General features: G+C 35.7%; 17 protein-coding genes. All 17 read right to left on the bottom strand.

The annotated features are described in order from the left end of the window. Positions 1 to 6: 6 nt before the first annotated feature. Positions 7 to 1,290 carry a PTS sugar transporter subunit IIC gene (locus OL234_RS03620; protein WP_275469810.1) on the bottom strand — a complete coding sequence of 428 codons (1,284 nt, stop codon included), beginning with the start codon at positions 1,288 to 1,290 and terminating at the stop codon, positions 7 to 9. Between the two features lie 190 nt (positions 1,291 to 1,480). Beyond that, positions 1,481 to 1,999 carry a VanZ family protein gene (locus OL234_RS03615; RefSeq protein WP_275469809.1) on the bottom strand — a complete coding sequence of 173 codons (519 nt, stop codon included), beginning with the start codon at positions 1,997 to 1,999 and terminating at the stop codon, positions 1,481 to 1,483. 122 nt (positions 2,000 to 2,121) lie between these two features. Next, on the bottom strand, positions 2,122 to 9,480 hold the full coding sequence (locus OL234_RS03610) for a bacterial Ig-like domain-containing protein (RefSeq protein WP_275469808.1): 7,359 nt from the start codon (positions 9,478 to 9,480) through the stop codon (positions 2,122 to 2,124). Between the two features lie 385 nt (positions 9,481 to 9,865). After that, positions 9,866 to 10,615 carry an SDR family NAD(P)-dependent oxidoreductase gene (locus OL234_RS03605; protein WP_275469807.1) on the bottom strand — a complete coding sequence of 250 codons (750 nt, stop codon included), beginning with the start codon at positions 10,613 to 10,615 and terminating at the stop codon, positions 9,866 to 9,868. 154 nt (positions 10,616 to 10,769) lie between these two features. Then, positions 10,770 to 11,426 carry a CatB-related O-acetyltransferase gene (locus OL234_RS03600; protein WP_275469806.1) on the bottom strand — a complete coding sequence of 219 codons (657 nt, stop codon included), beginning with the start codon at positions 11,424 to 11,426 and terminating at the stop codon, positions 10,770 to 10,772. A gap of 344 nt (positions 11,427 to 11,770) precedes the next feature. Further along, on the bottom strand, positions 11,771 to 12,220 hold the full coding sequence (locus OL234_RS03595) for a DUF3955 domain-containing protein (protein WP_275469805.1): 450 nt from the start codon (positions 12,218 to 12,220) through the stop codon (positions 11,771 to 11,773). A 158-nt stretch (positions 12,221 to 12,378) separates the two neighbouring features. Continuing rightward, positions 12,379 to 13,392 (bottom strand): sensor histidine kinase, encoded by a 1,014-nt coding sequence (locus tag OL234_RS03590; RefSeq protein WP_275469804.1) that lies wholly within the window; start codon positions 13,390 to 13,392, stop codon positions 12,379 to 12,381. Continuing rightward, positions 13,385 to 14,068: a response regulator transcription factor gene (locus OL234_RS03585; protein WP_275469803.1), complete on the bottom strand. Its 684-nt coding sequence runs from the start codon at positions 14,066 to 14,068 to the stop codon at positions 13,385 to 13,387. Before OL234_RS03585 ends, OL234_RS03590 begins: the two co-directional genes overlap by 8 nt. A gap of 11 nt (positions 14,069 to 14,079) precedes the next feature. Further along, positions 14,080 to 15,795 (bottom strand): ABC transporter ATP-binding protein, encoded by a 1,716-nt coding sequence (locus tag OL234_RS03580; RefSeq protein WP_275469802.1) that lies wholly within the window; start codon positions 15,793 to 15,795, stop codon positions 14,080 to 14,082. A 141-nt stretch (positions 15,796 to 15,936) separates the two neighbouring features. Next, positions 15,937 to 16,506, bottom strand: a complete 570-nt coding sequence (locus tag OL234_RS03575) for a GyrI-like domain-containing protein (RefSeq protein ID WP_275469801.1) — start codon at positions 16,504 to 16,506, stop codon at positions 15,937 to 15,939. A gap of 255 nt (positions 16,507 to 16,761) precedes the next feature. Next, a complete protein-coding gene (locus OL234_RS03570; RefSeq protein WP_275469800.1) occupies positions 16,762 to 17,019 on the bottom strand; it encodes a GlsB/YeaQ/YmgE family stress response membrane protein in 258 nt (85 codons plus the stop codon). Between the two features lie 479 nt (positions 17,020 to 17,498). After that, on the bottom strand, positions 17,499 to 17,726 hold the full coding sequence (locus OL234_RS03565; RefSeq protein ID WP_275469799.1) for a hypothetical protein: 228 nt from the start codon (positions 17,724 to 17,726) through the stop codon (positions 17,499 to 17,501). 71 nt (positions 17,727 to 17,797) lie between these two features. Next, positions 17,798 to 18,979, bottom strand: coding sequence for a multidrug effflux MFS transporter (locus OL234_RS03560; RefSeq protein WP_275469798.1), 1,182 nt, complete (start codon positions 18,977 to 18,979; stop codon positions 17,798 to 17,800). A gap of 745 nt (positions 18,980 to 19,724) precedes the next feature. Next, positions 19,725 to 20,771, bottom strand: coding sequence for a PTS sugar transporter subunit IIC (locus tag OL234_RS03555; RefSeq protein ID WP_275469797.1), 1,047 nt, complete (start codon positions 20,769 to 20,771; stop codon positions 19,725 to 19,727). 624 nt (positions 20,772 to 21,395) lie between these two features. Further along, positions 21,396 to 22,784 carry an MFS transporter gene (locus OL234_RS03550; RefSeq protein WP_275469796.1) on the bottom strand — a complete coding sequence of 463 codons (1,389 nt, stop codon included), beginning with the start codon at positions 22,782 to 22,784 and terminating at the stop codon, positions 21,396 to 21,398. A 6-nt stretch (positions 22,785 to 22,790) separates the two neighbouring features. Then, positions 22,791 to 23,957 carry an amidohydrolase gene (locus OL234_RS03545; protein ID WP_275470108.1) on the bottom strand — a complete coding sequence of 389 codons (1,167 nt, stop codon included), beginning with the start codon at positions 23,955 to 23,957 and terminating at the stop codon, positions 22,791 to 22,793. A gap of 466 nt (positions 23,958 to 24,423) precedes the next feature. After that, positions 24,424 to 24,969, bottom strand: coding sequence for a GNAT family N-acetyltransferase (locus OL234_RS03540; RefSeq protein ID WP_275469795.1), 546 nt, complete (start codon positions 24,967 to 24,969; stop codon positions 24,424 to 24,426). Positions 24,970 to 24,983 lie beyond the last annotated feature (14 nt).

Here is a 24,983-nt window from a genome sequence, read left to right as displayed (position 1 = left end):
TTCCTACTATTTACCTTTATTTTCTTCAATTGCCAAAGCTTTTCTGTCTTCAAGCTTAAAAAATGGAAAGAAAATCATAAAACTAACAAACATCTCAATCACCTGAAAAACAGCACCACGCCAACCTGATAATATAAATCCTGAAAAAATAGGTGGCATAGTCCAAGGTAATTGTAAGCCATTAGTAATCGGAACTAACTTTGTCGCCATTGCGATATAACTTAAAATCCCTAAAATAATAGGACATAGGATAAAAGGAATTAACATAATAGGATTTAAAACTATCGGCATTCCAAAAATCAAAGGCTCATTAATATTGAATAGTGCAGGTCCAAAAGATAGTTTTCCTAACGTTTTATACTGACTAGACTTAGCAAAAAACATGCAAGCTACTGCTAAGCCAATTGTCCCGCTAGCACCACCTAATTTGATAAAATTACTATAAAATTGCATATTAACAATATTAGGTAAAACATCTCCGCGAGCAAAAGCCTCAGCATTTTCAACTGCTAGAGCTGTCCAGATAGGCGTCATAACGGCCAACATAATATTTGAGCCATGAATACCAAAGGCCCACATAGATGCCTCAAATAATAGTAGTACAATTAATGCTGGCAAAGAACTTCCTAATGATAATAACGGCTTTTGTAAAATCTCAAAGACAAAATTATGCGCAGTTTCATAAGGCGTCACTAAAAATAAAATTCGAATTAAGTTAAAAATAACGACTACAATAAATCCTGGAATAAGTGCGGAAAAAGAATTAGCGACATTGGGGGGAACTGATTCTGGCATTTTGATAATCCAACCTTTTTTGATCACTAATCGAAAAAGTTCCACTGTCGCAATCGTTGACATCATGCCAATAAATAAGCCTGCTGCACCAAAGTTACCAATCGGTAAACCTTCAGCACCTGCCTTATCTGTTATGACAGGTGTCAAAATAAAAAAAGAAAGTAGGGAGATAGCTTGACTCCCAATCGTATCAATTTTATACTGTCTTGCCAGGCTTCTAGCTATTCCTAAAACAACAAACAAAGTCATCATATTCATTGTCATAGTATTTACAACTAAAAAATAAGAAGTCCACTCTTTGCCTAATAGACTTTCCATAAAATTTAAATAGGGTTTAAAAGGTAACTGTGTAACAAGTAAAAAAGCCGACCCAATAATTAATAAAGGCATGACCACAAAAAAACCATCTTTAATTGCTGTCAAATAACGATTCCGATCCAATCTTTGTGCTAATGGGGCTAGTTTGGCTTCAACTAAATTCAATAATTTATCCACAATGACAACCTCTCTTTTTACAGTTATTTTTTGCGAACGTTCACAAAACAAGTATAACGAGAGTCTCTTTGATATGACATCCACCTTACTGATAAGTATTATAAATTTACATTTTTTCCCATTTTAAAGGCGTATAAAAAGATAAAATTTACAAAAAAAGACCTTGACACTTAACCAAGATCTTTTAAAATCACATATTAAAAATAAGTAAAAAAACTAATGTCGCCAAAATCAGACTAAACAATAACGTGCCTATATTAACCAAAAATCTATCTAATTTAGAGCGATTGATATACTTTGCTAATACACCATAACTCACTAAACCAATCACCCCACCTAAACTATTCATCACAATATCGGTAATATCGGTAGCTCCTATGCCTAGGATAAATTGGCTAGCTTCTACTAGCAAACTAAATAATAAAATTAAACTTAGCGACTTAATAAAGCCTCTCTTTTCACCTAAGATTCCTAATAATCCGCCAAAAGGGATAAAAATAACTAAATTATTGATTATTTCACTGATATCAATGTGACCATTAACAATGACTGATTCTGAAAAGGGCAATAAATTAATGCTCCTCCCTTGATTATGAAATACTGCTATAATGTCATCAATTGAGAAAGCAAATTTAAATAATAAAATCCAGACCAGTACCACTAAGTATGCTATTAATAATACTCGTCCTTTTATTTTTGTTTTTCCCATCATATCTCCCCCTATTTTATTCAATCATTATTATAAGAGATAATGACCAGTTCGACATCCGCCTTTAGCCTTAATAAAGTAAAAGAACCCATCAATAGATAGGGTTCTTTTACTTTATTTGGTTATTTAGTTTTATTTCTAAACAATGTAACTAGACCTAACAGGAAACCACCTAAGATAACTAGCCATGAGTCATTTTTTTCATTTGTTTGCGGTAAGGTTGTTTGACTAATATCTTTACCACTAACAGGAAGACTTGTACCTAATTTTTTGTGTGTATCTGCTATAACATCATTTCCTGTTGTTTGCTGACCTTTAACTGGTGCTGGTGTTACTTGTGTTCGTTCTAGCCCATTAGTTGGAACTGAGGCTGACACAGCATTTTTTGTACCGTCTTGATTAGTAGTTGTTGTTCTTAATACTCCCTGTCTAGTCGTCAGATCCGTCCCAATAGTTTTGTTACTAGCACCATCCTCTCTTTGACCATCACTAACTTTATTTTGTGAGGTGTCATTATTATTTATTCCAAAATCATTATCTTTTCCGTTGTCTTGACCGTTGTTTTTATTTAAGTCTTTATCTTGTTCTTTGTCTTTGTCTTGTTCTTTATCTTTGTCTTGTTCTTTATCTTGTTCTTTATCTTTATCTTTATCTTTGTCTTTGTCTTGTTCTTTATCTTTATCTTTATCTTTGTCTTTGTCTTTGTCTTTGTCTTGATCTTGATCTTTATCTTTGTCTTTGTCTTTGTCTTGATCTTTATCTTTGTCTTGATCTGAGTCTTCTTTATCAATAACTGTTACGATCGCTATTGCTTTTAGCCCACCATAACTATAGACAATTTCGTAATCCCCAGTTTTAGAAGTATCAACCTCACCTGAATAGTTCACTTCTTCAAATACGACTTCTTTCCCTAACTTAGTTGTCGCACCAACAAAGTTGTCTTTCGCTTCCCATTTACTTCCAATCTCCAAGACCAAGTTTTTCACTTGCAAGCTTGTTTTATTGACTTCTTCGCCTGGCCACACTTCTGGACGCTCTGGTTTATCTACCACCGTAATTGTTGCTGTTGTTGACATGCCGCCATAGCTATAAATCACATCATAGCTCCCGACTTTTGACGTATCAACTTCTCCTGTGACTTTTACTTTAGCAAAATCGACTTCTTTCCCCTCTTTATCAGTTGCTTGAATAAAGTTGTCCTTCGCTTGCCACTTACTATCTACTAAAATAGTTGAACCTTTAACTTGTAAACTTGACTTATTAATTTCCTCACCCGGCCAGACTTCTGGGCGTTCTGGTTTTTCGACAACAGTAACGGTTATCATCGCGCTAATACCTTGATAGTCATATGTTACTTGATACTCACCAACCTGAGCCGTATCAACATCTCCTACCACCCTAACTTCTGAGAAATTAACCTCTTCACCTAATTTATTCGTCGCTTGAATAAAGTTATCCTTAGCTTGCCACTCGGCACCTTTAACAATACTAGAACTTCTTACTTGCAAGCTTGTTCTGTTAACTTCTTCACCTGGCCAGACTTCTGGACGTTCTGGAACTTTTACTACTGTAATAGTTGCTGTTGCCACTTGATTGTTATAAGCATAAGTAACTTGATAGTCGCCTACTTTTGACGTATCTACCTCTCCCTCAACTTTGATTTTAGTGAAATCAACTAATTGTCCCTGTTTGTCTGTCGCCTTCACAAAGTTATCCTCAGCTTGCCACTCACTATCAATTACAACTGTTGAATTTTGAACTTGAATCATTGATTGATCCACTTCTTCACCTGGCCAGACTTCTGGACGCTCTGGCTCTTCGACAACTGTAATTGTTGCGATTGCAATCATACCCTGATTTTTGTAAGTTACTTGATACTCACCAGGTTTAGTTGTATCAACTTCACCACTCACTTTAATTTGATTAAAGGCTAACGCTTCACCATTCTTATCAGTTGCTTGAATAAAGTTATCTTCACTTGTCCACTCACTTCCAACTACAATCGTTGAGTTTTGGACTACTAAACTTGTCTGATTAATTTCTTCACCTGGCCAGATTTCTGGACGCTCTGGTTCTTCAACAACTGTCACAATAGCACTTATACTTAAGCCACCATAGTGATAAGTCACTTTGTAGTCCCCAACTTTTGACGTATCAACCTCGCCTGTTACATCAATGTCATCAAAGGTGACCTCTTCACCTAATTTATTAGTGGCATTAATAAAGTTATCTTTCGCTTCCCACGATGTCCCAACTGTTAACATCACATTTTGAACATTAATACTCGTTTTATTTATTTCTTCACCAGGCCACACTTCTGGACGCTCTGGTTCTTCTACTACAGTTACTGTTACAACAATACTCATACCATCATAATCGTAACTAACTTGATAGTCACCAGGTTGTGTTGTATCAACTTTTCCATTTACTTTAATTTCATCAAAAGATACTTCTTCACCTAATTTATCTGTTGCTTTGACAAAATTATCTTTCGCTTCCCACTGACTATCAACAACAATTGTTGAATTTTTGGCTTGAATACTTGTTTTATTGATCTCTTCACCAGGCCAGACTTCTGGACGTTCTGGTTTTTCAACTACAGTCACTTTTACGCTTGCACTTGCACTACCATAAGCATAAATCACCTCATATTCGCCTACTTTTGAAGTATCAACCTCACCACTGACTCTAACGTCTTCAAATTTAACAGCTTTTCCTAATTTATTTGTCGCTTTAATAAAGTTATCTTTCGCTTCCCACGCGCTTCCCAAAACTAGAGTTGAAGATTGCGCTTCAATACTTTCTTGATTAATTTCTTCACCAGGCCAAACTTCTGGACGCTCTGGCTTTTCGACTACTAGGACGGTTGTCGTCACTGTCATGCCATCATATGTAAATGATACTTGATAATCCCCAACTTTTGAGGTATCAACTTCACCACTTACTTTGACGTCTTCAAAGTTAATGTCTTTTCCTAATTTATCTGTCGCTTTGACAAAGTTGTCTTCAGCTTCCCATTTATTACCTACAACAATTGTTGAACTGCGAACTTCAATGCTTAGCTTATTAATCTCTTCACCAGGCCACACTTCTGGACGTTCTGGTTTTTCGACTACTGTTACGATCACAACGGTTGACATACCGCCGTATTCATAGGTTACTTTGTATTCGCCAACTTTCGACGTATCTACATCGCCACTTACTTTAACGTCTTCAAATTTAACGTCTTTTCCTAGTTTATCTGTCGCTTTGACAAAGTTGTCTTTCGCTTCCCACTTAGTATCTACGACAATTGTTGAACTTTCTGCCTCAATACTTGTTTTGTTGATCTCTTCACCAGGCCAAACTTCTGGACGTTCTGGTTTTTCGACTACTGTTACAGTAACGGTTACACGCTTATCTCCGTATTTATACGTTACTTTGTATTCGCCAACTTTCGACGTATCAACTTCACCTGTAACGCTAACTTTTTCTAACTTAACATCTTTTCCTAGTTTATCTGTCGCTTTGACAAAGTTGTCTTTCGCTTCCCATTTAGTATCTACCGCAATTTTTGAATTCTTAGCTTCAATACTTGTTTTGTTGATCTCTTCACCAGGCCAAACCTCTGGACGTTCTGGTTTTTCGACTACTGTTACAGTAACGGTTACACGCTTATCTCCGTATTTATACGTTACTTTGTATTCGCCAACTTTCGACGTATCTACATCGCCAGTTACTTTAACGTCTTCAAACTTAACATCTTTTCCTAGTTTATCTGTCGCTTTGACAAAGTTGTCTTTCGCCTCCCATTTAGTATCTACCGCAATTTTTGAATTCTTAGCTTCAATACTTGTTTTGTTGATCTCTTCACCAGGCCAAACTTCTGGACGTTCTGGTTTTTCGACTACTGTTACAGTAACGGTTACACGCTTATCTCCGTATTTATACGTTACTTTGTATTCGCCAACTTTCGACGTATCAACTTCACCTGTAACGCTAACTTTTTCTAACTTAACATCTTTTCCTAGTTTATCTGTCGCTTTGACAAAGTTGTCTTTCGCTTCCCATTTAGTATCTACCGCAATTTTTGAATTCTTAGCTTCAATACTTGTTTTGTTGATCTCTTCACCAGGCCAAACTTCTGGACGTTCTGGTTTTTCGACTACTGTTACAGTAACGGTTACACGCTTATCTCCGTATTTATACGTTACTTTGTATTCGCCAACTTTCGACGTATCTACATCGCCAGTTACTTTAACGTCTTCAAATTTAACATCTTTTCCTAGTTTATCTGTCGCTTTGACAAAGTTGTCTTTCGCTTCCCATTTAGTATCTACCGCAATTTTTGAATTCTTAGCTTCAATACTTGTTTTGTTGATCTCTTCACCAGGCCAAACCTCTGGACGTTCTGGTTTTTCGACTACTGTTACAGTAACGGTTACACGCTTATCTCCGTATTTATACGTTACTTTGTATTCGCCAACTTTCGACGTATCTACATCGCCAGTTACTTTAACGTCTTCAAACTTAACATCTTTTCCTAGTTTATCTGTCGCTTTGACAAAGTTGTCTTTCGATTCCCATTTAGTATCTACCGCAATTTTTGAATTCTTAGCTTCAATACTTGTTTTGTTGATCTCTTCACCAGGCCAAACTTCTGGACGTTCTGGTTTTTCGACTACTGTTACAGTAACGGTTACACGCTTATCTCCGTATTTATACGTTACTTTGTATTCGCCAACTTTCGACGTATCTACATCGCCAGTTACTTTAACGTCTTCAAATTTAACATCTTTTCCTAGTTTATCTGTCGCTTTGACAAAGTTGTCTTTCGCCTCCCATTTAGTATCTACCGCAATTTTTGAATTCTTAGCTTCAATACTTGTTTTGTTGATCTCTTCACCAGGCCAAACTTCTGGACGTTCTGGTTTTTCGACTACTGTTACAGTAACGGTTACACGCTTATCTCCGTATTTATACGTTACTTTGTATTCGCCAACTTTCGACGTATCAACTTCACCTGTAACGCTAACTTTTTCTAACTTAACATCTTTTCCTAGTTTATCTGTCGCTTTGACAAAGTTGTCTTTCGCTTCCCATTTAGTATCTACCGCAATTTTTGAATTCTTAGCTTCAATACTTGTTTTGTTGATCTCTTCACCAGGCCAAACTTCTGGACGTTCTGGTTTTTCGACTACTGTTACAGTAACGGTTACACGCTTATCTCCGTATTTATACGTTACTTTGTATTCGCCAACTTTCGACGTATCTACATCGCCAGTTACTTTAACGTCTTCAAATTTAACATCTTTTCCTAGTTTATCTGTCGCTTTGACAAAGTTGTCTTTCGCTTCCCATTTAGTATCTACCGCAATTTTTGAATTCTTAGCTTCAATACTTGTTTTGTTGATCTCTTCACCAGGCCAGACTTCTGGTCGTTCTGGTTTCTCAACTACGGTTACGGTAACGGTTGTACGCATTCCCCCGTATTCATACGTTACTTTGTATTCGCCAACTTTCGACGTATCAACTTTACCACTGACTTTAACGTCTTCAAAGTTAACTTCTTTACCTAGTTTATCTGTCGCTTTGACAAAGTTGTCTTTCGCTTCCCATTTAGTATCTACCGCAATTTTTGAATTCTTAGCTTCAATACTCGTTTTGTTGATCTCTTCACCAGGCCACACTTCTGGACGTTCTGGTTTTTCAACAACGGTTACTGTGATGGTTGTGCGTAAACCACCATAGGCATACGTTACTTTGTATTCACCAACTTTTGAAGTATCAACCTCACCTGTAACGTTAACTTTTTCTAACTTAACATCTTTTCCTAATTTATCTGTCGCTTTGACAAAGTTGTCTTTCGCTTCCCATTTAGTATCTACCGCAATTTTTGAATTCTTAGCTTCAATACTCGTTTTGTTGATCTCTTCACCAGGCCAAACTTCTGGACGTTCTGGTTTTTCGACAACTACCACAATAATCGTTGTTGAAAAGCCACCATAACGATAGGTCACGCTATAATTACCAACTTTTGAAGTATCAACCTCACCACTTACTTTAACCTTATCAAAACTAACCTCATTTCCTAATTTATCGGTTGCTTTAACAAAGTTATCTTCCGCTTTCCACTTAGTATCTACAGCAATGATAGAGTTACTCGCTTTGATCGAAGTAAAATCAGCTTCTTTATAAGTTAAGGTCACCTCTTGTGCTAAACCAGAATATTTTAGTTCTAAATCCTTATCCGACTTAACAAATTCGTAGCCTTTGATATCAGGAATATCGATCTTAGCTACTGATCCTAATTTACCCTCTAGTTTAGTAGACTCCCTTAATTCCTTACCATTTAAATCCTTATAATGAATGGTAATTGGTTGGGCAACCTTTTCCTTAGGTTCAACGATATAGGTCCCTGGTGTCAGTTCTCCTGTTCCATAATTTTTCATAAAATTTAATGGTGTATATGATTTTGTTAATAAATCTTCTCTTATCCATCTTCCTGTCCCTACACCATATTGAGGGTTGAAACTTGGGTTTGTCGCATGATTATCGTAACCAATAAATTTAAAATTTTTTCCCAATGTGACTCTATGTGGTCCACACTTATCATATTTACTTGGTTCCCTATTAAACATATTAAACATATCAGTAACTTTCCCAGTATCCCATCCGCTGATATTCAGATCTCTAATTTCGCTTAGATGAAAAGTTTGAACCATATCTGTAACATTCGAGGTATCCCAGTCGCTAATATCTAATTTATCAATCTCACAGCCATGGAAAACATCCCTCATACTTGTCACCTTTGAAGTATTAAAATGATTAATATTAAAATTCTTCATGCTCGTTCCTTGAAACATATTCTCCATTTGAGTTAAGCTAGAAGTATCCCAACCGTCTACCTTCAAAGTATCTAGTTTCAGTGTTCTAGCAAACATACTCTCCATAGTTGTAACTTTTGACGTATCAAATGACCGTAGATCTAAATAAGTTAGGCTCCGATTATCACTAAACATATTTGCCATACTTATTGTTTCTGATGTATCTAATAAATCTAAATTAGTATACGTCACTATATTATGCAAAGAGTTAGCAGTGTTATCGCCTGCAAATAATCTGTAGCAGTACTCTGGAGCCTTCACCTTCCCAGCTAATTTAATTTCTAAAATACCTTTTGGGTCTATCTTATTTCCTCCGCCAGATCTCCATGGTGCTATATGATGACTTTCTAAATCACCTTCATAAATAGTAAAAACTCCATTTTCAAATTCAAATGGGGCGCTTCCCCACATCCCCTTCACTTTACTCTGTTTTTGTTCTTTTGTTGTTTCTTCTTTTATATCAGCTAATTTTTTTTCAATCTTAGCCGTTGCTAATTCTATTTGAGGTTCTTTAATATCTTTTAACTGACTCCCACCAACTACTTCAGCACCCATTCCAACTAAAGGTGATACCATTAACGTTGTTGCTATAAATAAAAAGCTAAACTTTTTCATATTAAACCAACCTTTCTCGAACTAATTGTAAGTAAGGTGAAGATGTTGTTAATTTCTAAAGGGGGCCTGTATAATCATCCTTGCTAGCTAAACTATTCACTAATGATCACGCTTACTAAAGAAACCATAAATAGACACAAAGAAATTTACCGTCTAAATACAACGTCCTATCGAACTTTACTATTTGTTTTTTTATTATACATTTAAAATAACATGAATTATTTAAAATGTATAATATTTATGTGCTCAGTTTTGAACTTTTTTTATTCCAAGTGATTTTCCATTTAAAAAAAGCCTTTTAACACCGATTAGTGAACAGTTTTATTCTAAATAAAAAAAAGTGTGTTTATGTGAGTAAACGTCACACAAACACACTTTTTTTATTTTAAACTGATGTATAGCCACCATCTATCGGTAAGATTGTACCAGTAATAAATGAAGCATCCTCACTTGCTAAGAATAGTACGCCACGAGCAATCTCTCTGGGTTCACCTAAACGTCCCATCGGGTGTAAACTAACTAAACGTTCTTTAGCCTCACTATTAGCCCTAGCAATGATTGGTGTTTCAATATAGCCTGGTGCCACTGTATTGACCCGAATCCCATCTTTAGCGTAGTCATTAGCTAAAGTCTGAGTCAACATCTTCACCCCTCCTTTAGCTGCCGGATAAGCTGTAATACCTGTTTTCGCTACTAAACTATGAGCGGATCCACAATTAATAATCACCCCCGGTGAGCCTTGAGCTAAAAATTGTTCGACAGCAAACTTATCAGTCAAAAAGACACCAGTTAAATTTACCCCCATAATCCGATCCCAATCTGCCAAACTAATATCAGTGATACGTCCTTGATCAGCGATGCCCGCATTAGCAAAAACAATATCAACTTTACCAAAAAATTTAACCGTTTCAACGAATAAATTTTTTACTTGCTCTTCTTGAGAAACATCAACTTTAATAAATAACGCTGATTCACTGCGTTCTTGGTTAAACTCTGCTGCAATGTCTGCCCCTTTATCTGAAAAATCAGCAATAACAACCTTAGCTCCTTCAGCAAAAAACTCTCGAATAGTTGCAAGTCCAATCCCACTGGCTCCCCCTGTTACAATCGCTACTTTATCTTTAAACCTTTTCATTTTCTTCACTCCTTCTGTTCGTTTATCACCCTTTTATTATGACAGCGTTAACATAATTAATAAAGTAAAAAGCTTGTTATAAAAATCACTAAAACACTTGTTTCGTATTAGTAAAAAAAGCTACCTAATAATATTAGGTAGCCTTACGTACTCATCATTTAGTTGCTAATACCTCTTGTTGATAAAAGTCATATAAATCTGATACGGAGCCTTGCGTAATAATGGGTAGGGCACGTTCAATTAAAGGTCGCTCCCAATCATACCAACGCATCGATAAGAGTTGTTCGATCTCTTTTTCGTTAAACCGTTTTTTGATTGGTTTCGCTGGATTGCCACCTACCACAGTATAAGGTTCAACATCTCTAGTCACAACTGAACCTGCCGCTACAATTGCACCCTCACCTATTGTGATTCCTGGCATAATCATCGCATTCATGCCTAACCAAGCATCACTCTTAATAATGGTGTCACCTCGTGGTTCATACGTGTCTGCAATGGTCTCTAAAAAAGGGTAAACACTGATACTATCCATCTGATGATTATGGTTGCCACCCATTAAAATCGTGACGCCACTGGCAATACACACGTAATTGCCAATAAGTAGCTTATCAAGGTGCCAACCCATTTGTTCAATGGGATTAAATAACTGACGAGAGACCTCATCTCCCCATAAATACCGAACACATCCATCTTCAAAACTACCTGATGAATAATACCCCGAATAGTAAGAATAATCTCCTGCCTCAATTAATGGGTTAGTAATAATATCTTTAATATATTTTGTTTCAGACCAATGGTTACATTTTGTCATTGTAAATTCCTCACTTCTATTTTTAATTAATTGTTAGTTCTAGAAGCACGGCCTGGTTGCAACATTTTTAAATGTTAATAAATAACGAATCATTTCAACAATCCCCTCAATTAATGATGACTTCAGTGTAGACTTTTATTAGTAATAGGTCAATAAAAAACGAGTATAAAAAAATATTTTTTGTTTTTTTACCAGATAATTAAATAACAAACAACTTAAAAATCTAAATCATATAATCTGGGAGTCCTAGCGAGCATATGGGGCATTTAGTATTTCTCTAACGAATCAAATAGTAATCTCCAAATACTTTGTTAACACCGCTCACTAAATATTTCCTAGCTTTTCTAAAGTTTTTTTATTACCACCTTAATTAAGCTAATAATCCCAATTAGTAAGCCTAAAAAAATAAAAAGATAACCAATTGGGAGTAAAAAGAAAAAAGGTTCACTCAATGTTCCATCTGCTAAAACTTTTGTTTTGATTAATGCCTTTATTAAAAAGCAGATTACACCAATGACTATCAAGCTAAGACTCACTCGATTATTTCTTGATTTATTTACTAAATTACCATCGTCAATTAATTTATTTTCCATCTTATCATCTCCTAAAATTAAAGTGTCGAGCGAAATGTCAAATAGTTTAGCCAACACTACGACCATCTCTAAATCTGGTAAATTACGTCCTGTTTCCCAACTTGAAATTGTTTGACGAGAAACATTTAATTGTTGAGCAAGTTGCTCTTGTGTTAACTGATTAGCGGCTCGTAGCTGTTTAATTTGTTTAGCAAATTCCATTTAGTCCCCTCCCCTATCTGTTATAACTAATTGCTAATAATAAAACAAGCTAGTTATTCTAGCTATTATTTTTTAGCCTACTAGTATGACTAGCATCCTTATTATATCAGGCTAAAAACACGCTACCTCGTAAAATGATAGCATGTTTTTTACCAATCTTAATGCTTATTTAATGTAAAGGTTGTCCCAACAGATAAATCACTACATACCTCAAGCGTTAAATCCTCATGAAGGGTGACTATCTCTTTGACAATTGCTAAACCTAACCCATTGCCTTCTATATCCGAATTACGCGCCTTGTCAACTTTATAGAAGCGATTAAAAATATGTGTTACGTTTTCTTTTGACATACCTATTCCCTGATCTATTAACGTGATAGCCCATGCCTCATCTGTTCCACTTACTTCCAACTTAACGATAGAACCAGAGGTGGAAAATTTAATCGCGTTCCCTAATAAATTTTGCCATATTTGGTAAAATAGCACTGGCTCACCTTGATAACTAATCGGTGCTAACTTTAAATTGATTTCGATTTTTTTCTCTATCAACTGAATTTGAAAGCCATTTACGACTTGTTTTAGTAGCTCTGACAAATCAATCTGACTTTTTTGAAGCACATTTGTCTCTTCAAGTTCTGTTAATTTTAATAAACTTTCACTTAAATGAGATAAACGCATACACTCACCTTGAATATTTTCTAAATAATAAGCACGCTTTCTCTCATCTTTTTCATTTAAAGCTAATTGAGAAAAACCTGAAATTGACGTTAAAGGACTACGTATCTCATGTGAAACATTTGAAATAAAAGACTGTTTCAATGCCTCCATCTTAGCTAAGTTATCACTCGTTTTTTCTATTTGATTTAAAAATGTTACCCACTCATCAAAACGTGCCATTTTTTTCTTTTCTGACGATAAGTCAATCGCAAAATTACCTCGACCCATTTCAAATAACGTATGTGTCACTACTTTGTAAAACTGTCTCTCGCTTCCTCCCAAAAAGTAACCTATCAGCGTAATTATTCCTAACCATAACAAACCTGATAGTCCTGATTTGAGCCACCAAGATAAGGTAAGAGGCAGATGGTCAATCAGAAAGGTAACGCCAACAAATAATAAAACAATGCCAATTAGCGTTAGACTAAATTGACTGATTTTTTTTGACTTAGACATGTAACGGCACCTCTAATTTATAACCTAAGCCACGAACCGAGACAATCTTAAGCTCACTAGCTAATAATTTGTCACGTAACCTTTTAATATGGACATCAATTGTTCGACTATCCCCTACAAAAGCCAAGCCCCAAACCTGATTAAAAATGCTATCTCGACTAACTAAATGCCCTTTATTTAAATATAAATAATGCAATAGGTCTAATTCTTTTTTAGGTAAATTAACTCCTTGTCCACCATTTATAGATAGACTGCCTGCTTGAAAATCTATCACTGTCTTGCCTACAACAACACTATTAGTTTGAGTCATTTTTCGATAACGAGTCAAGATAGCGCGAATCCTAGCTACCAATTCTTCAATCAAAAAAGGCTTCTGGAGATAATCAGCAATACCTAATTCAAACCCTTTTAATTTATCAACTAATTGTCCTTTCGCGCTTAACATTAAGATAGGCACTTCTAAATTTAGATCTTGAACATAACTGGCGACTTCCCACCCATCTATCTTAGGCATCATAATATCAAGTACTATCAAATCAATAGTCTCTTGTTCAAGGAGCGACAAGCCCTCTTCTCCATCTAAAGCTGATAAGACATGGAAACCAGCTTGTTCGAGAGCAATTGTCAGAAATTCATTAATTTTTCGATCATCATCCATTACTAAAATATTTAGCATAAGTGACACCTCTATTCTGCTAATTGTTGATTACAAAATTCTTTATATAAATCGTGGCTAGCTAATAATTCGTGGTGAGTCCCCTCACCTGTTACCTCACCTTGTTCAATAAATAATATTTTATCTGCATTAACGACCGTAGACAAACGGTGTGCAATCACAAAGGTTGTCCGATTTTCCATTAGATTTTCCAAGGCTTGTTGGACAACTTTTTCAGAACGACTGTCGAGACTAGCCGTTGCTTCATCTAACAATAATAACTTGGGTTGACGTAAAAAAGCTCTGGCAATAGCCAGTCGTTGACGTTCTCCACCTGATAAAAGGCTCCCCCTTTCACCTACCTCACTATCATACCCTTTTGGTAGACGTTTAATAATTTCAGAACCACACGCTTGAGACATCACAACGTCCAGTTCCTCATCTGTTACTTCTCGTACTAAGCCAAAGGTAAGATTATCGCGGATTGTCCCAGATAATAGGGTACTAGCTTGGGGAACATAACCAATTTGTTCACGCCATGATTGTAAAGAAAATTCTTCTAAATCTTCCCCGCCAACTAAAATCTGCCCAGAACTAGGCCGATAAAAGCGCTCAATTAAATTAAAAGTTGTACTTTTACCACTACCACTAGGTCCAACAAAAGCCACTGTTTGATTTTGTTTGGCTATAAATGATACATTTTTTAAAATTGTTTTTTCTTGTGAATAGGCAAATGTGACATCAACAAACTGAATGTCTTGACCATCAATCACCACTTGACGCCCTTTAGTTAAATCTTCTGTCACAACCTTATCTAATTCTTGAATACGTTCTGTTGCCCCTTTTACTTTTTGATACCCAGAAAAAATTGTGCTAAAAGAAACAACCGGACCAATAATCTGAAAAATATAAATCATGAAAGCAATAAATTTCCCAGGTAGTAGGGTACCCTGGGACACACGATACCCACCATAAGCCACAATAAACATAATTAAGCCCATTACGACAAACATCATTAAAGGTTGTAAAATAGAATTAACCTTTCCTTCCTCTTTACCATAGGTAAATAGAGACTCAATTTCATCTTCCATCTGCCTGACCATCTCAGCCTCGCCATTAGAGGCTTTTACTAACTCAGCTGAGGATAGTACTTGGGTAAAATCAGCAGTAAAACCTGCGATTTTATCTTGCGTTTTTTTTGAGATATTAAATAATTTTTTACCCAAGGGTAGCATAAACAAGGTGCATAAGGGCATTGAAATAACGATTAAAATACTCATCTGCCAATCCATATAAAATAAGATAATCACTGTAAAAACGAGGGTAACAATTCCTGAAATTAATTGTGGTATTTTTTCTCCCACAAACTCTTTTATCAAATTAGTGTCGTTAATTGTTCGACTCACTAATTCACCAGGTTTTTCTATTTGAAAATAAGATAATTCAAAGGCTGTGGTTTTTTTTACCATTCGTTCACGTAACCCTTTTACCATTTTCAAACCGATCCATGTTAGCAAATAATAAGAAAGAGCACTAATCGCTATTTCTAATAAAAATACTCCCAGAGCAATAAGCCCCATCCCAATACTTGGGGTGCTACCTGACCCATCAATCACTTTTTGAATAATCAAAGGAATGATTAACCCGAAGATAGCACTTGTTGCACTTAAAAAAATAGCAACTGCCATTAATTTCTTGTTAGGTTGTGCCATTTCGAATAACTTATTTTTTTGTTTTATTTTACTCATATCTGTCTCCTTTTTTTTATCAATAAATTAACTTTAACACAGCTTTATGAACAAAATGTTAACAAAAAAAAACGCCAACCAAAACAGCTGACGTTTTTTACTTGTATGACATGCCTTTTAGTAGAAGTAGCGTCAATCAAATCAGCTTCTAATAGGGACATACATCTCACAATAACCTAAAGCTAATTTAGCTTTGGAATAATGTTCCATAATAGGTCGGCTACGGTCTATGTCATATTCTTCTAATTGCTCTAAAAAAGTCTGCCAAAAAACTTGTGTCCCTTCAACTGTATGAGGAATCGTGATCACCATATACTCACCTGCTATTAGCGTCCGATTTTTAATATCTCTTGGAAGAGTTAAAGGGATGCCTCCTAATAATTTAGTTGCACAGACATCATAACGACACTCCTTTGGTGCAACTTGATTAGGATTGTCTAAGGCGACTGCCCAAATTTCCGTCTCACTTGGTAAATTATCAGTTACCCATTGCTTCATCTCTTCCATTACTTGATAATTGCCAATCCCATACTCTCCTACTCGACGTTTATAATAAACTGGAACATTAGTTAAGGTAATCACTCTTTTTTTCATCATAATCTTCTCCTTTAAAATAGTGAGAAGATTGGCCAATCTGATCTCAAAATCAGCATACCATGCATTAAAATGAATCACACCATTCGTTTTAAAAAATAGTTTTCCTTGTCTCATAAAAGTCCTCATCTCAAAACAGCTCCCTAGAAATTTTTTGTTGCTACTCCTATCTAAATCTGATAGTTTCTTTTCATAAAAGTAAACGCCACTAGCTCTTAGAACATTAGTGCTTTATAGTATCTATTCACGATTTCTAACGCTTCACCTTATGATACAAACATACGTTCCCTTTGTAAAGGGGAACAAAAAAACTAGTGATAAAAAATTAATTTTATCACTAGTTTTTCTATTCTGAATACTATTTGAGGAAACTTACTTGTTGACTTGTTCACCTTTACTGAAGAAAAATGACACCACTGCGACCAAAATGACAGCTCCTACAATAGATGGAATTAAAGCCATCCCAGCTAACTGCGGTCCCCAATGTCCCAATAAAGACTGACCAATTGAAGAACCAACCAAGCCTGCTAAAATATTCGCGATCCAGCCCATTGAGCCGCCTTTGTTAGTTAGTGATCCCGCAATAACCCCAATTAAGGCGCCTACTAATAATGTCCAAATTAAACCCATCTTTGCCACTCTCCCTTTTAATAATGATTTTTTTGACTCTTTTTTTTGTAAGAAGATACCTTTCATTTCCTGTTTTTATGAAAAATATCCCTCAAACCAAGACTCATTTCCGATACCTTACTAAATCATCAAGTTAATTAGCAGTGATTCCCTTCATCGAAACGGAGCATGGATGTTGAAGACTTTTCTGTCATATCACTTTTGTTTGATACAACATATACAACTTCTTTAGTCAACCAATCCCCTCCTTCTATTACTATAATATCGTGACTTTTGTTATTTTTAAACTAATAAGGGTCAGATTCAACGCCTCACAAGTTGATTATTTTTTGAATCATTATTAAAAGTAGCCTTCAAAGGCTCCTTCCTTCCTTGATTTTTATATTTAAATCCCCTTTAAATGAAAGGTTGTGTCATTATCACACAAGTCACAAAAACTAAATAGAGGGGCCGCTCAAAATCATTTGTGCGTCACTCAATTATTTATTAGTCGGTTTCTTTTTAGCTGTATCAAATTGAGGGGAACACCCACACTTCAATTCATAAACTGAAATTAGCAATAAGATTCCTCCTAAAAATACCGATCGAACCATTCTTAAAAACGTTACGTCTTCTGATGGGATTACAGCCAAACTGATTAGCGCTATCATCCCAATTAAACCTGAGAGTATACCTTGAATAAAATATTTCTTATTATAAATCTTCATCCTATCCCCTACTTTCACTTGTCCTTAACTTAATAAAAAAACTAGTCACCTTGTGACTAGTTCTTTCACTACTATTTCAAATAACGTTTACTTAACATCAATTGCACACCGATTAAGGCGATAAAGTATAGTGGCATGTTGATTAATGAGCCTGTGTGAAGAACACTCATTAAAAATGTACATAAGCTAACCAATAAATAATAGGCTAAACTAAAAATAGCTCCTGCTGTTCCGACAACATCTTTAAAATCAACTAAAGCCAAACTCAAGCAGTTTGGTAAGCTAATGCCTGTTCCAACTAATATTATAAAAACTGTTATGATATATAAGCCCATTTGTATCCAACTTGCCATACCTGATAGACAAGTGACTACAAGTAAAGCTACGGCACCTAGGAAAGCTAAACTCAAACCACCGCGTATAATCATTTCTGGTTTAAAGTGAGCTAACAGGCGTTTTGAGAGCAATGAACCAATCACTGTTGCTAAAGCAATCATGATTCCTAAGAAACCATAGTGAGATTGAGTCATACCAAAATACTCAATAAACACATACGGTGCCTCAGCATAATAACTAAACAATAGCCCATTAATTCCTCCGATAATAATCCCAAAGGTCACAACACGTGGATTTGAAATTAATCGTCTAGCAACTTTTGAAAGCGAAACGGCTGTTTTCGTTTCAGGGACAAATGTTTCTGGTAAAGATAAGTAACTATAGGCAAATACTCCTACACTCATCAAGACTAAGGTGAAGAAGACCGCTCGATAGCCAAATGATTCTCCGACAAACCCACCGATAAGTGGTCCAATTGCGGGAGTAAAGGCTAAAGCAGCAGATATTTTGGCAAATAAACTGTGGCGTTCGTTCCCTTCATAGCTTTCACGTAAAATAGTCTGAGTTGTGATGGAGCCAGTACTGGCACCAAAAGCTTGAATAAAACGCGCTACTAATAAACTCGTCATCGAGCCTGATAGGTAGCACATTAAGCTACCAAGACCATAGATTAAAATACCGTAATTCATCGCTTTACGACGACCTATACTATCTGATAACCATCCCCACGTAAAAACGCCAAAAGCAAATGCTAAGAAATAAATGCTTAAAGTCAATTGCGCTGTATTAATCGCCACACCATAAGCTGTAGCAATTTGTGGTAAAGATGGGGTAAAAATTGTTTCACTGATTTGCGGAAACCCTACTAATACGATTAATAGTAAGACGCCCGGTTGTTTTTTGATGTTTTTTCTCATTGTTTAAACTCCTAATTATTGTAATCTGAGGAAAAAACATCCTTTACAGGGAAACGGTGGTATCATGACTTTTATCCATTCATAAGTAGTCATCATCTCACCCCTTTCGTTTATATTAAAAATAGTTTAACAAACTAACCTTAATAAATCAATCTTATTATTTTCTATTATGGTCGATTATCCTACAGAAAATATCTTCAATAGTTTATAGTTGGCGATTACTATTGATAAATACAAAAATTAAATGATTGTCATAGTATCAGAAATCCTAATTAATAAATATTAGTAGATTGCCTATTTTATCAAAAATCGTTACTTTTAAATACTTAGATGATCATACCCAGGGATTATCGGTTTATGAATACTTCAATCTGTTCACATTTTTGATAGTAGCTTACAAATGCTCACCCTTGCTTTTAAACATTAAAAAATAGTTCTGATCAATGAAAATGACGATTCTATAAAAACGATGTAATAAAAGAAAGAGAGTCTATCTGTCACTAAAATTGTTAGAAAACTAAAAATAAGTACCCTTACAAAACAAATTATAAAAAACAACTACTTAGAATAAAAAAACAATGTCTATGAACAATTAATCAAAGGTAAGAAAATTTAGACGTCTGTCCGTTTATGACAACTCTGATTGTTGTTAGCTTCGTTACTCTTCTCTAATCATAAAAAAATCAAATTAGTCGAATAAAAAAGAGCTCTCTTGAGGAGCTCTTTTTATTATTTTTAGTCACTCTTAAGCTTCATATTTAAAAATATCCGTTTTATATAGATGGAAAACATTTCGACAAAGATAGTCAACTACCCAACCTACTCCAAACGGAACAATAATAAAAGCTAAAATTGTACTCAACACAGCCATGCTGAAGTTTGCTGTTGATTGTTGAACGGCATGAATTGGGCCTACTAAGCCAACCAAACCAAATCCCGCACTAGCTGGGATACCTTGAATATTTAATAAAGCCGCTACAAATCCGCTAATTGCTCCGGTTATCACTGAGGGAACTAGCATGATTGGGTTTCTAACTAAATTTGGTAACATCATTTTCATAGCACCAAATAAAATTGCCAACGTCGTCCCTATCTTATTGACCCTCACAGATGAAATCAAAAGAATCGCTGTACACGCAGTCACTCCTATTGCAGCTGCACCTGCTGCTAACCCATTTAAGCCTATGGCCAAACCTATCGCAACAGTTGAAATAGGAGAGACGATTAACATCGCAAAAGCAATCGCAATAAGTACACTCATTAATTTGGGCTCTAAGTGCGTAAAGCTATTAATTAAATCACCAATATAAGTTGTAATCATGCTCACATAAGGTAATAGAAATAATCCAATAAAAGCTGGCACCGCTCCGCCTAAAATTGGTAAACCAATAGCATTAAAAGAGCCCAATTTATCCTTCACTTTTAAAATAATCCAACAAGCAATACCCGCAGTTATCATGACGTTAATCAAATCACCAATCCCACCACCGACCCATATACCGTCTTTAAAAGTCACTGCACCAGAACCAACAAATGCAGCTGTCCCAACCGCAGCTGCCTGCATAGCATTAAAACCGAAATTAACAGCGACTAGCACACCAACAGCCGCAGCTGTGGCAAATTGCAAGGAATAAACTACTTGATAGGCCATTTCAAAAAAAGCACCATCAAAAGCTTTAAAAAGCTCACCCAAAACTGCATTTGGAATCAAACCAACTACAATTCCTGTGGCTGTTCCGTTTAAAACATGAAATAATGATTGCTTAAATCCTAACTTTTCTGTATTTTCCATAATGAAAACCCCTCTCACTTATATCAAAGCTTATGATTAGTTATTCTACTTTTAACTACTACAAGTCAGTTTTATGCCTTGAAATAGTTATCTTAAATGACTGCTATGTCCCCAATAAATAATTTATTCACATAACAACCAGTGTTAAATAACTTGTTATAATAAAGTTTTAATAAAGTATCAGAGTTTAGTTTGTGTAACTTTCGACAACTCTAGTTTAGTAGATTCTCCAAACGTTTGCAAGCGCTTACTGTTTATATTCTACATACCTCCGTTTAATACACATCAAATGTGTTTTCTATTCTCATAAAAACAGTCTCAGAATGTAACGTCGCTTAATAATTAATGAGCAACTAAAAAGAAACTGGGGCATAGAATGATAAAAGTCTTATGTCCCTGTCACTTTTTCGACTGAAATACTCATAGAAACTATCACCGAGATATGCCCAATTAATAGGTCTCTATCAACTATGCTAGTAAGGGCACTCAATTAAAAAGTACAACTATCATCAATACTACATAGTAAAGTAAAAAAGTTCCTTTAAATAGGAACTTTTTTACCGAATTCAACTAATTAGTTGATCATCATAAAATAAATTGCCAACAGCATTGAAAATGACCAGCTCAGTCGTTCTGATTAGTTTCTTTTGGAACAATCATTACAATTGAGCACACTGCTAATATGCTAAATAAAATATTCCATAATAATCCGTAGGTCGCACCAGATGTATAATCACCACTTGCGCTAAAATGAGCATAGATAGTTGATGATAAGACAACTCCCGTACCTCCTCCTAGTGAACTGGCCATCTTATAAATACCTGAAGCGACTCCAACTTTTTCATCTGGAACACTAGAAATAGCAGTATCTGTCGAGGGAGTTGCATACAATCCTAATCCGATTCCCAGTAAACTAAACCCAATGAAAACAAACATTAAATATATTGGACCCTTTAATACAGTCAAAGACATACAACTAACACCCATCCCTGCTATAACTGTTCCCAAAATCATTGGTTTACGAGCACCCATTACTTGCAATAATTTTTCACCGATCCTAATTGAAACTAAAACTAAAACCAAATAACCTAGTGATAATAATCCTGATTGAGCTGCGGACAAACCTCTTCCTTGTTGAACATATGAATTAACTACAAACATGGTGCCTGAAATAGAATTTAGTAAAAAATCCGAAACTGTCGCACCTAAATAATATCTATTTTTAAATAAACTTAAATCAATAAAACTATCTTGATTTCCCAACTCTACTCTTATGAATAGATAACCACCGACTATAGCAACTACTAACAACATGAGCGTCGTTAGACTCGTCCAACCAAAATCGCCACCTTTAGAAATAAAAATATTAAATGCTAACATAAAAATAATAAAAATCGTGAGACCTACAAAATCAAAGGGTACCTTTTTAGTTTTCTCAGCTTTACTTTCAGGCGTTCCAAATATCAAGCCCATACTCAAAACCGAAATAATGATAGAAAAAATAAAAACATAGCGCCAGCCAAAATTACTAGCAACAGCTCCTCCAAAAAATGAACAAAAACCTGAACCACCCCAAGAACCAATCGACCAATAACTAACCGCTCTTTGCCTGTCGTTTCCGACATAATAGCTTTTAACTAAAGAAATAGTCGCAGGCATAATACAGGCGGCTGCCAGTCCTTGTAACATTCTACCTATAATAAATAATAACGCTCCTTGTGTTATTACTAAAAATAAGGAACCCATAATATTTAAACTTAAGCCAAGATAAGTTAACTTCATTCTACCAAAGCGATCTGCAGCTGTCCCTGCCACTACGATAAAAGTACCACAACATAAACCTGCTAAAGACAGACCTATCCCAAAAATACTTGCCGATAGTCCTAAATCTGATTGGACATCAGGCGCTATATTTACTAAAGCTTGAGCAAACAGCCAATAAGTCAAGATACTTAAAACGATTCCGGTTAAGAGTTTGTTCGTCCCTTTATAAGTCAAATTAGTAGCACTCATCTTAGCCTACACACCTTCTGACATATAATATAGAACAGAGCTGGCCATTGCTTTTGCAGCAATCAATAAGCATTTTTCATTAATTCTAAACTTGGGATGGTGATGAGGATAGCACGCTCCTTCAATTTCACGAGCACCTACATAAAAAAAGCAACTCGGCCTTTTAGCTGCATAATAAGCAAAATCTTCTGAGGGATTTAGGGCACCACAATCATTAATAGTTGTCACCTCTTTTAGATTCGCTAAATCCAAAGCTTCTTTAACCATGATGGTTGTCGCCTCATCATTGATACAAACTATATAATCATTCATATAATCTAAATCGTAAGACATCTCATTTGCTAAACAAACACCTTTTAATATTCTTCTAAATTCTGCCTCTACTTTAGGACGAGAACTCTCCTTTAACATTCTGACATCACCCTCTAAAATAACAGAATCTTTGATAATATTAGCTGATCCTTTGCCATCAAATGAGCCAATAGTCACGCTAACAGTTTCCATTGGATCAATTTTCCGACTGACAATCGTTTGGATAGCTGTCACAAATTGAGCTCCGGCTAAAATACTATCCTTTGCTTCATGAGGGGATGACCCATGGCCACCTTGTCCTTGAATTTTCAATTTAAAAGTCGCTCTCCCAGTGTGAACTGCACCTGGGTGATAACTAATCGTTCCAGTTGGAAAATTATTAATGATGTGTATCCCTAATACATGAGAGATGTCTTTTAAACAGTCGCATTCAACCATTGTGATAGCACCTCCTGGCGGAACTTCTTCAGCTGGTTGATGAATGATCCGAATCGTCCCTTTTAAACGATCTTTCACTTGAATCAAACAATCAGCTAACACTAACATGTAAGCCGTGTGAGCATCATGCCCACACGCGTGCATAACGCCTTCATTTTTAGAACTAAAAGGTAAGTCCGTTTCTTCTTGGATAGGAAGTGCATCAAAGTCAGCTCGTAAAGCTAAATTATCGCCGGGAAATCCTCCTTCAATATCAACTAATACACCATTTTGTCCACCAATCATTGTTTGCACATGACAGGCTTTTCCTTTATAAAAATCAGCAATATACTTGGCAGTTTTCGTTTCGTGAAAGGACAGTTCGGGGTTGGCATGCAAGTAACGACGGATAGCAACCATCTCATCTTCTCTTGCTTCTAACATTGATAACAGCTCTTCTTGTAATTCGTTCACTGTAAAAATCCCCTCTCTAACATTTATTTAACCGCTTTCATTATAAAGCATAGAAACGAATCTGACTTGCCGTTCTTTTTACACTAATGCAAAAAAATAAAGAAGTTGGGATAAACTCATCCAACCTCTTTAACATAGCTAAATAAAACCAACATAGGCTGTAAAAACAGCAAATTTAAAACAAACTTGCACTTAAAGTTATTTACAATTATTAACCATGATGGTAGCATAAATCTATGGCAACTTGATTAGACATGGTGGTGTCGAATTCAAGTCTCGAAAAAGGACTTCTATCCTCTTTTCGAGTGCCTTTTTATTTGATTCATTTCTATACGCACATTATAAGAAGGTATCGCCTAAATAGTCAAGGAATATTTTCCGTTTAATTAGTTTAATAACACTTCTAGAGACTAAGTATAACGCAAACGAACCCTTTTTAGTTTTTAGATAGTTGGTGCCACTCCTGCCGACTTAGACGGGTCAAGCGTTCTGTTTTCTTAGCATCAATCAGTTTAAACTCTACATTTTCTATCGTTTTAATGTACTTAAATCCGATCTTCTCTTGCACTCTTTGAGAGTTTTTATTATCGATAAAGGCAGCACACCAAATATAATCTAAACCAATAATCCCAAACCCTTGTCTCAATACTGTTCGAACTGCCTCTGGCACAAGTCCACGTCCCCAAAACTCTTCTCCTAGCCAATAACCAATCTCACCTTCAGTATCCAACATAAATGAACGCTTACCGATTGCTAGATCGATACAACCGATGACTTCATCAGGTTGTGATTTTAAGACAATCGCAAAAATAAGTTCACCCGTTAACTCCTCTTGAATGACTCTTTGACTTTCAGCCACACTTGTATGTGAAGACCAACCAGCTGCAGGTCCAATCTTAGGATTTTTAGCATAGTGATAAAGCGCCGTGGCATCCTCAAGTTCAAATGGCCTTAGTATCAAACGATCTGTTTCTAAAATCATTTTTCTCACTCCCT

The organism is Vagococcus intermedius, assembly GCF_029144185.1.
In the GTDB taxonomy this organism is placed as follows: domain Bacteria; phylum Bacillota; class Bacilli; order Lactobacillales; family Vagococcaceae; genus Vagococcus_D; species Vagococcus_D intermedius.
Note: the sequence above shows the minus strand (reverse complement) of the source record. Positions and strands in the feature narration are given on the sequence as shown.